Raw genomic sequence first — 10,872 nt, 5'->3', positions numbered from 1 at the left:
CTTCTATTTTATGCTTTAACCCATATAATTATAATTAATTTATTATAGTCTTATCTATCTTAATCTTTCACTTTTTCAATACAAACTAATTCTGGTGGATTATTAATTTGATTTAAAAAATGTAAGTGACTAACACTATATTCTTTCTGTGATAAATTACTTACATACTCCACTATATTCTTCTTTTCTTCTGTTCCACTTTCATGTCCAGGATATAACACAAGTATTATTACTCCATTTTTTTGTAATAAGTTCAAACACTTTTCAATAGCTGGTAAAGTCGTTTCTGTTTTCGTTACTACCCTGTGATCTACTTTTGGAAGATAGCCTAAATTAAATATTACAAATTTTACTTTACTAGTAACATATTTATCAACATTTTGATGTCCATCTAAAATAAGTTCTGCCCTCTCCAATAAATTATAATCACTCAGAAGTCTACGGGTATTTTCAATTGCAGTTTCTTGAATATCAAAAGCATACACTTTACCACTATCACCAACTAATTCACATAAAAATGCAGTATCATTTCCATTCCCCATCGTACAATCAATGGCAATATCGCCATAATGTAGTTTCTGTTCACATAATACCTTCGCTATCTCTACGGCATTCTTATATACCTTTTCTTGTGACCCCATAGAATATCCTTTTCCTCCTATAATTGAATTAATATCATAATTCTACAATAACACAGTAAAACAACAAAACACCCCTTATAAATAAGGGGTGTTTTAATATGATCAATCTATTCGATTAATTATTCGATTACAGTAGCAACTTTACCAGAACCTACAGTACGTCCACCTTCACGGATAGCGAATGATAAACCTTGTTCCATAGCGATTGGGTGAATTAATTCAACTGTAATTTCTACGTTATCACCAGGCATACACATTTCAACACCAGCTGGTAACTCGATAACACCAGTTACGTCAGTTGTTCTGAAGTAGAATTGTGGTCTGTAGTTGTTGAAGAATGGTGTATGACGTCCACCTTCATCTTTAGTTAAAACGTAAACTTGAGCAGTGAATTTGTTATGGCATTTGATTGAACCTGGTTTAACAAGAACTTGTCCTCTTTCGATTTCTGTTCTTTGAACACCACGAAGAAGTGCACCGATGTTATCACCAGCTTGAGCTTCATCAAGAAGTTTACGGAACATTTCGATACCAGTTACAACTACTTTACGAGATTCTTCTTTGATACCAACGATTTCAACTTCTTCATTTACATGAAGTACACCACGTTCAACACGGCCTGTAGCAACAGTACCACGTCCAGTGATTGAGAATACGTCTTCGATTGGCATTAAGAATGCTTGATCTGTAGCACGTTGAGGATCTGGAATATGAGCATCTACAGCGTCCATTAATTCCATGATTTTATCTCCCCAAGGACCGTTTGGATCTTCAAGAGCTTTTAAAGCAGATCCTTTGATGATTGGGCAGTCATTGAAATCATACTCAGCTAATTGCTCAGTGATTTCCATTTCTACTAATTCAAGTAATTCTTCATCGTCAACCATGTCACATTTGTTCATGAATACAACGATGTAAGGAACACCTACCTGACGAGATAATAAGATGTGCTCTTTAGTTTGAGCCATAACACCGTCAGTTGCAGCAACTACAAGGATAGCACCATCCATTTGAGCTGCACCAGTGATCATGTTCTTAACGTAATCGGCATGTCCTGGACAGTCAACGTGAGCGTAGTGTCTCTTTTCAGTTTCATATTCAACGTGAGCAGTAGAGATAGTGATACCTCTTTCTCTTTCTTCTGGTGCTTTATCGATATTTTCGAAATCTACAGCAGCGTTACCAGCAACTCTTTCAGAAAGAGTTTTAGTGATAGCAGCTGTTAAAGTAGTTTTACCATGGTCAACGTGACCGATAGTACCAATATTACAATGTGGTTTCGTTCTTTCAAACTTAGCTTTAGCCATTTTAAAGTGTCCTCCTTTTATATGCGCCCTTTGGGCTGCAATACTGAATTCTCTATAGTGAGCCAGGTAACCTGGCTCTGTTATAATCTTCTTACGAATGTATAACCCATTGAAGATTATTGCCTCATATCACCCATTATATTTCATATTAGCGATATTTTCAAGAAAAATTTTGTGTAAATACAGTTTTTACTGTAAATTATTTACTCTTAGCAGCAATAACTTTTTCTTGAACTGATTTTGGAACTTGTTCATATTTTTCAAAGAACATAGAGTAGTTACCACGTCCTTGAGTCTTAGAACGAAGGTCAGTTGAATAACCGAACATCTCAGCAAGTGGAACATAACCTTTAACCATCTTACCTCCACCGATGTCTTCCATACCTTCGATACGTCCACGACGTGAATTGATATCACCAATTACATCGCCCATGTATTCTTCTGGCATAGTAACTTCAACTTTCATGATTGGCTCAAGTAATACTGCTCCACCTTTGTTCATAGCATCTTTGAATGCCATAGAACCAGCGATGTGGAATGCCATTTCACTTGAATCGACTTCATGGTAAGAACCATCATATACTGTAGCGTGAACACCAAGTACTGGGAATCCAGCAATGATACCAGCTTGAGCTGCTTCTTCAATACCTTCACCAACTGCAGGAATGTATTCTTTAGGAATAGCACCACCAACAACTGTTGAATCGAATTTGAATGTTTCTTCACCGTTTGGATCCATTGGCTCAAATTTAACTTTACAGTGACCGTATTGTCCACGACCACCAGATTGTTTAGCATATTTGCTATCAACTTCAACTGGTTTAGTGAATGTTTCTTTGTAAGCAACTTGAGGAGCACCTACATTTGCTTCAACTTTGAATTCACGAAGAAGTCTATCTACGATGATTTCAAGGTGAAGCTCACCCATACCAGCGATGATTGTTTGACCAGTTTCTTGGTCAGTGTGAGCACGGAATGTTGGATCTTCTTCAGCAAGTTTTGCTAAAGCTTCACCCATCTTACCTTGACCAGCTTTTGTCTTAGGCTCGATAGCTAATTCGATAACTGGTTCTGGGAATTCCATAGACTCAAGAATAACTGGATGTTGTTCATCACAGATAGTATCACCAGTAGTTGTGAATTTAAAACCAACAGCTGCTGCGATATCACCAGCGTAAACTTTATCAAGTTCTTCTCTCTTGTTAGCGTGCATTTGTAGGATACGACCTACACGTTCTTTTTTATTCTTAGTAGCATTTAATACATATGAACCTGAGTTCATAGAACCAGAGTAAACTCTGAAGAATGCTAACTTACCTACGAATGGGTCAGCCATGATCTTGAATGCTAATGCTGAGAAAGGTTCTTCATCAGATGAATGTCTAACAACTTCATTACCTTCATCATCAACACCTTTGATTGATTCAATATCAGTTGGAGCTGGCATGTATTCAAGAATTGCATCAAGTAATTTTTGAACACCTTTGTTTCTGTAAGCTGAACCACAGCATACAGGAATTGCAGTACATTCACAAGTACCTTTTCTAAGAGCTGCTTTTAATTGTTCATTAGTTGGTTCTTCACCTTCAAGGTAAGCCATCATTAAATCATCATCTAATTCGCAGATTTTCTCAACTAATTCACTTCTATATAATTCAGCATCATCTTTCATATCTTCTGGGATATCAGTTACTGTAATATCTTCGCCCTTATCATCATTGTAGATGTAAGCTTGCATTTCAAATAAGTCAATGATACCTTGGAAGTCATCTTCTTTACCAATAGGTAATTGAAGAATAATAGCGTTTTTACCAAGTCTAGTTTTGATTTGGTCAACCGCTCCAAAGAAGTTTGCACCTAAGATATCCATCTTATTGATGAATGCCATTCTAGGTACGTTGTATGTGTCTGCTTGACGCCATACATTTTCAGATTGTGGTTCTACACCACCTTTAGCACAGAATACACCAACAGCACCATCAAGTACACGTAATGAACGCTCAACTTCTACAGTGAAGTCAACGTGTCCTGGAGTATCGATGATATTGATACGGTGTTCTTCAGCACCTGGTTTTACATTAGTCTTTTCTTGTAAAGTCCAGTGACAAGTAGTTGCCGCTGAAGTGATAGTGATACCTCTTTCTTGTTCCTGCTCCATCCAGTCCATAGTAGCAGTACCTTCATGAGTATCACCGATTTTATAGTTTACACCAGTATAATAAAGGATACGCTCAGTTAATGTAGTTTTACCTGCATCGATATGAGCCATGATACCAATATTTCTGGTTCTCTCTAACGGATATTCTCTTCCAGCCAAGGGATTTTCCTCCTTAAAATAGTCAGTGTTTCTCTTGCAATTTTCTTCAAATATGCAAGATAGCAAAGAAGATACGGAGTGTATCTGCTTCGCTTGGTCAACTGTAACCTTCGGAATAACATTCTGTAAAGTCAAAAAAAATAACAGTGATTGTTACTCCTTTTCGATCACCACGACTGCGTGGTTTCTTATTTTTATACAACCTCTTATATAACCAAGGTTACATAAGAGGTTATCTTCCATGTTATTGGCTTGTATAGTTGATATAGAATCTCTGCAACTACGCAGCGAATCTTACCATCTGTAGTGAGCAAACGCTTTGTTTGCTTCTGCCATTTTGTGCATATCTTCTTTTTTCTTAACAGATGCACCAGTATTGTTAGCTGCATCAAGAATTTCGTTTGCTAATCTTTCTTCCATTGTTTTTTCTCCTCTGTTACGAGAATACAATGTAATCCAACGAAGAGCTAACGCTTGTCTTCTATCTGGTCTAACTTCGATTGGTACTTGGTAAGTTGCTCCACCGATACGTCTAGCTTTAACTTCAAGCACTGGCATAATGTTGTTCATAGCTTCTTCGAATACTTCAACAGCATCTTTTCCAGTTTTTTCTGCTACTCGGTTAAAAGCTCCGTATACGATCTTTTGTGCAACACCCTTCTTACCATCTAACATAATGTTATTGATAAGCTTTGTTACAACCTTATTATTGTATAATGGATCTGCTAATACATCTCTTTTTTGAATATGTCCTTTACGTGGCACGGTGCTTCCCTCCTTAATACGTGTTTGTCAGTTACCTGGCAATACACTTGTTAATTCATCGGTACTCACATATTGTGGCAATTACAATTTCACTGCAATTGTTTTTCTGTGTTCGTAACCAGCTTAATATATAGTCACCTGCAACCTACAGGAATAAACTCATTAACCCGGCACCTCTTAAATCAGAAAATTGCGATAATGTGGTTACTTATGATTCTTATTTAGCGTCTTTTGGTCTCTTAGCTCCATATTTTGAACGAGCTTGGCGTCTCTTAGCTACACCTGCAGTATCAAGTGTACCTCTAACGATATGGTATCTAGTACCTGGTAAATCTTTTACTCTACCACCTCTGATAAGAACAACACTATGCTCTTGTAAGTTGTGGCCTTCACCTGGGATATAACTAGTTACTTCGATTCCGTTAGATAAACGAACTCTGGCAATCTTTCTAAGCGCTGAGTTAGGCTTTTTAGGAGTTGCTGTTCTAACTGCTGTACACACACCTCTCTTTTGTGGTGATGATGTGTTAGTAGTTTTCTTGTTTAATGAGTTGAAACCTTTTTGAAGTGCTGGAGAAGTTGATTTCTTCTCTACAGTTTGTCTTCCTTTTCTTACCAATTGATTAAAAGTTGGCATTCCTTTCACCTCCTGCGGTAATGATGTTTTTTCTGTGGTTGCTGTTTTTATCAGCTTTAGCGATGCAAATATACTATACTAGTAAAATGCACACTAGATGAGTATAATTCAAAGTTTTCTACTTGTCAAGGGTTCATATACAAAATTTATGGCATTTCGTATTTTCTATAGCATTAGCTATACGCCTTTACAACCGCCGAGATAATAACAAGACCTAATGGACCTAACAAAAAACCAAGAATCCCAAATAACTCGACACCAATTACCATTGCCATCAACATAAAGATTGGTTTGATACCAATCCTATCCCCTAGTAATTTAGGTTCTAAAAATTGTCTCATTAGCTCACAGATAAGATAAATTGTAATAATTACTGCAGCGTGTAGAATATCTTTTGACAACAACTCTATTATAGACCATGGTATCAACACAAGTCCACAGCCGAGTGCTGGAAACGCATCCAAAAATGATATGAGAATACCAATTAATAGCGCATATTTATTTTTAATCAAAAGTAATCCACATGTCATAATAGTTGCCGTAATCATCATTATGACCGCTTGTGTCTTCAAATATGCAATTCCTGCTTCCGATAACTTACCAGTTACTTTATGAATATCTTCATAAAAACGTGACCGTTCATAAAGCCCTTTATATTCGTCATAGTCTTTCATCATCATTAGTACTCCAATAAATACAATCATGATTTTGGCAACTATAGTTATTATTAAGGTCACAATCCCTAATGAACGTTGAGTAATGGCCGGAACCATCTTCTCTTGTAATCCTATGAATATTTTTTCTCCATTACTATAGATAAATTGATACGCCTGTCCTTTATCCAAATCAAATAGCTTGTCACAGGAACCGCACATCTTCTGTAATCCGCTCAGAACCACTTCTCTATATATCGGAAAGTTTGTTACAAGGCTACTAATCTGCTCAATTAGTCTCTTACCTAAGAAAAACAAACCAGTACCAATAATCCCAACTAACAAAATCAATACGATTGTGGTACTAATCATCTTCAACATCTTAATTTTCTTATATAAGAGGTTAACAATGGGGCGCAACAGCTTTGTAAAAAAATAAGCCAATATAAAAGGAACAAACATGAGCAAGGCGTAACGAAAAAAAAGATATACCGCTATGGTTGTTCCTATTATTAATAACACTGTCTTAACTTTAGTACGATTCCAATCTTTTTCCACAATAACACCTCTGTTGCTTATCATCATACCTTGTTTCGCTATACTTATACATATAGTGTCTGCAATTTTGTATGAAATATGCACAGTACATAGGGAGTTATTCTTTAAACCGGCTAGCTTACTATTTAGATTAGAGTCATATGCGTTTAAAATTGCTTAAAGATACCTTCTTTAGGATTAGCATTAAACTGCATTCTCTTCTTTGATATTGGATGGCTAAATGTTAGCGAATGAGAGTACAAACCTATATTTGCCCATCTCATGTCTGAATTTTGTTTCTGCCTCCGTATGAAAGAATCATTGTATTTCGTATCTCCCCATAATGGCATCTGGTTTCCAGCCATCTGTACTCGAATCTGATGATGTCTGCCTGTCTTAAGTGTCACCTCTACTAATGATACTGGGTGCCCCTGCTCATCCTTAGCAGTTGATAGAACTTGATACGATAGTATTGCTTTCTTACCGTTCTTATCGTTTGCACCTGTGATCTTTGAGGTATTCGTTCTTGCATCTTTTACTAGATAATCCACAAGTTCTTCTGCTTCATTGCCTAGTTTATGGGATAAGTCCTTATCTATGACAGCATAATACTTCTTTTCCATCTTTGGAAGCGGATTCTTACCACCTTGTTCTCCAGAAACTTGGCTACTTAAAGATTTTGCAGCAACCGGTGTTTTAGCAAATACTAAAACACCCCCCACCGGTCTATCCAGGCGATGAATGAGTCCTAGATAGGGTTCCTTTTTCTCCGTTTGTTTCTCATATAAATAATTCTTAAGTTCATTCACCATGTCAACGTCCATAGAACGGTCACTTTGTACCAACATACCAACCGGTTTTTCACATACAAGAACATGGGAATCTTCATATATAATAGGTATTTTCATTAGATCTCCTTACACTTTAAATCGATATCCAACACCCCAAATTGTCTCAATATATTGAGGTTTTGAAGTATTTAATTCAATCTTCTCACGTATTTTCTTGATATGCACCGTTACTGTTGCTATATCCCCAATAGACTCCATGTCCCAGATTTCTTGGAATAATTCTTCTTTTGTGAATACATGATTCGGATTTTGTGCAAGGAATGTTAACAAATCAAATTCTTTTGTTGTGAAGATTTTTTCTTCTCCATTCACATATACACGTCTAGCCGTTTTATCGATCTTAATACCACGAATCTGGATTACTTCGTTTTCCTTCATACCCGATCCAATTAGTCTTTCATATCTTGCCATATGGGCTTTGACTCTTGCCACTAATTCACTTGGACTAAAAGGTTTTGTCATATAGTCATCCGCACCAAGCCCAAGTCCACGAATCTTATCAATATCATCTTTTTTAGCAGAAACCATGATTACAGGAATATTCTTTTCTTCTCTTATCTTTTTACAGATTTCAAATCCATCCATATTTGGCAACATAAGATCCAATATAATTAAATCATAATCCTCCGCAAGAGCTCTCTTGGCACCTGTGTCTCCAGATGATTCTATATCAACTGAAAATCCACTTAATTCTAGATAATCTTTCTCTAATTCTGCAATTGCAAGTTCATCTTCAATAATTAGTATTTTACTCATTCCTTAATCCCTCCGATATCGTTCTTATTATCCGATTTCTTTGATTTCTCTTTCTGTGAATGTCCCTCTTGATCAGGTTTATCACTTTCGACTTTACTTGATCCATTCTGCTCTGTGCTTGTTTTATCCTTTGCTGGTAAGAAGAAAAATCTATATTTTCCTTCGCCTACTCTACGACTTTTTGATTTTGAGTTGTCACCTACTTCAGGTAAATTCTCAAGTGCTTTCTCACTCTCTTCAACTTTCTTCAATGTAAAGTAAATTGTTGTTCCAACAAACTCTTTACTACTAGCCCATATACTTCCACCATGTTCTTCAATAATCTTTTTGGCAATAGCAAGCCCAAGGCCCGTACCGCCTTTTGAAGAATTTCTTGATCCATCGGTACGATAGAAACGGTCAAAGATATACGATATATCTTTTTCTGCAATACCTTTTCCATTATCCTCTATTTCAATGCGAACATAGCTACCAATATCATTTATTCGAACATTGATAATTCCTTTTTTCTTATCAATATATTTAACAGAATTTCCAATAATATTGTTCACTACACGCTTTAACTGTTCTGGATCTGCAATTACCCTTACATTATCATCTGCGTAATTAAAATATGCCACATCAATATTCTTAACTTCAAGGTCTAAGCCTAACTCTTCTATACAATCTGTAAAATATTGATCTACATAGATTTTTGCAAAGTTATATGGAATTGTATTGCAGTCAATCTTAGAATAGAATGATAACTCGTCTACTAATGATGTCATGTCTACTGCCTTTGTGTAGATTGTCTTCAGATATTTATCCTGCTTTTCTGGTGTATCTGCTACTCCATCCATGATTCCTTCCGCATATCCTTTAATAGCTGTTAACGGAGTCTTTAAATCATGAGAGATGTTACTAATTAATTCTTTCGTATCTCTTTCATACTGCATACGAACCTCAATTAGTTCCTTTATTCTACGTCTCATATCTTCAAAATCTTCACACAGCGCACCAATTTCATCATCCTTCTCTGCCTTTACAGTAAAATCTAGATCACCACATTTAATCCTATTCGTTGCAATCTGTAATGTCCGTAAAGGTCTAAGTACACTACGGTAAATCCAAAAAGTAAGTATAATTGCTGTGAAGAAAATGATTAGTATGAATGCAACTGAGCACTGAATGATTGAGGATTCCAGCTGTGGTATTAGCTTATTTACATCCGTTACTACAAAGATTGAACCCTCTGTTCCATCTTGGTAATAGAAGTCTTGTTGTTTAACTAGACAAGGATAATCTCCTCCGAGATAGATCCCTCCATCTGTACTAATGGTATAATCCGCGAATTTGGGTAGTTCCTCACTAATACGGTTTAATTTAACTCTATCACCCGCATATTCAATCTTATCTCCTTTTCGTAGTACGATAAAGGAATACTTACCTACTAATTCAGAATTTAAATCCCTAATATAATCCATGTCCTCTAATTTCTGTGGTTGTTTCAACGCACATAACTTAATTTCATTATATACGCCTCTTGTTACTCGATTTAGTAACTGTATAGGATTAGTTATTACTTGAATTGTATTAGAATCCACATCATATGTTTGCTGAATAGATATGATTTGATTATTAATAATCACACCACCAACTGCAGCAACCATGATAATAGGAAGTGATATAATTGTTATGAAGGCAATTGCGATTCTCTGGCGCAACTTCATCTTTCCACCCTCTTTTTCATCTTTCTAATAGCTAGACTCCTATCGGAGCTACAGTCTTGTACTTCGTGTAAGACCTAGAAATAGCTTCTCTGCTTCTCATAAGTTATATTATAGCATACGCGTCTTTGATTTACATATAAACTCTTCAATTAGTTTCTTAACTTTTTCTAAAAACCTTTATGTATTCACTATAGGTTTTTAGATTCCGCTTTCTATCATGGATTTTTCCCTAGAAACAGGGTTAGAATTTAAGATATAGTGTTTAATTACGAGGTTTAAATTTATATTCACTTACTATAATTGAAACAAAAATCAAAATGCAGCCACTAATAAGCTTTACAGTAATAGCAGTGTTATAAAACAATACTTCGAAAACCATTCCAAACACCGCTTCTAAGGCTAACAATATTGTTACATATTTTATATCCGTATATTTCTGACAAACTTGCAAAATTAAGTAACACAACATAGTTGACATAATAGCCAAATATATTACTCTATACAATACCACTTTATCAAGTAAAAATTGACTGATTGCTATCACATTTGTGCCTTCTATACTAGTCGTAAAGATTAACGATAAAAGAGCACAGGTTATAAACTGATAAACAGATAAATTGTAAGCACTATATTTTTTCGAAGTATAATCAATCATAATAAAATATACATTAAAAAAGACACTGCATAATATTGTTAATA

Annotated in this window: 10 protein-coding genes; all 10 read right to left on the bottom strand. The window is 35.7% G+C overall.

The window, feature by feature from the left end; translation table 11 throughout:
• Positions 1–59: 59 nt before the first annotated feature.
• Complete coding sequence (locus ACW2QF_RS14070; RefSeq protein ID WP_455716640.1) at positions 60–641, bottom strand: class I SAM-dependent methyltransferase; 582 nt, start codon at positions 639–641, stop codon at positions 60–62.
• A 119-nt stretch (positions 642–760) separates the two neighbouring features.
• Positions 761–1,948, bottom strand: a complete 1,188-nt coding sequence (gene tuf, locus ACW2QF_RS14065; RefSeq protein ID WP_455716639.1) for an elongation factor Tu — start codon at positions 1,946–1,948, stop codon at positions 761–763.
• A gap of 199 nt (positions 1,949–2,147) precedes the next feature.
• Positions 2,148–4,265, bottom strand: coding sequence for an elongation factor G (gene fusA, locus ACW2QF_RS14060; RefSeq protein ID WP_455716638.1), 2,118 nt, complete (start codon positions 4,263–4,265; stop codon positions 2,148–2,150).
• 294 nt (positions 4,266–4,559) lie between these two features.
• On the bottom strand, positions 4,560–5,030 hold the full coding sequence (rpsG, locus tag ACW2QF_RS14055; RefSeq protein WP_455716637.1) for a 30S ribosomal protein S7: 471 nt from the start codon (positions 5,028–5,030) through the stop codon (positions 4,560–4,562).
• A 217-nt stretch (positions 5,031–5,247) separates the two neighbouring features.
• Positions 5,248–5,667, bottom strand: coding sequence for a 30S ribosomal protein S12 (gene rpsL, locus ACW2QF_RS14050; RefSeq protein WP_455716636.1), 420 nt, complete (start codon positions 5,665–5,667; stop codon positions 5,248–5,250).
• Between the two features lie 173 nt (positions 5,668–5,840).
• A complete protein-coding gene (gene ytvI / locus ACW2QF_RS14045) occupies positions 5,841–6,878 on the bottom strand; it encodes a sporulation integral membrane protein YtvI (RefSeq protein WP_455716635.1) in 1,038 nt (345 codons plus the stop codon).
• A gap of 146 nt (positions 6,879–7,024) precedes the next feature.
• Positions 7,025–7,765, bottom strand: coding sequence for an RluA family pseudouridine synthase (locus ACW2QF_RS14040; protein ID WP_455716634.1), 741 nt, complete (start codon positions 7,763–7,765; stop codon positions 7,025–7,027).
• Between the two features lie 9 nt (positions 7,766–7,774).
• Positions 7,775–8,464: a response regulator transcription factor gene (locus tag ACW2QF_RS14035; protein ID WP_455716633.1), complete on the bottom strand. Its 690-nt coding sequence runs from the start codon at positions 8,462–8,464 to the stop codon at positions 7,775–7,777.
• Complete coding sequence (locus ACW2QF_RS14030) at positions 8,461–10,173, bottom strand: ATP-binding protein (RefSeq protein WP_455716632.1); 1,713 nt, start codon at positions 10,171–10,173, stop codon at positions 8,461–8,463. Before ACW2QF_RS14030 ends, ACW2QF_RS14035 begins: the two co-directional genes overlap by 4 nt.
• Positions 10,174–10,435: 262 nt before the next feature.
• The coding region (locus ACW2QF_RS14025; protein ID WP_455716631.1) for a DMT family transporter at positions 10,436–10,872 on the bottom strand (437 nt) is incomplete at its 5' end.

The organism is Anaerosporobacter sp. (genome assembly GCF_965301125.1).
The sequence above is the reverse complement of the archived record's forward strand: the minus strand, read 5'-3'. Positions and strand labels throughout refer to the sequence as shown.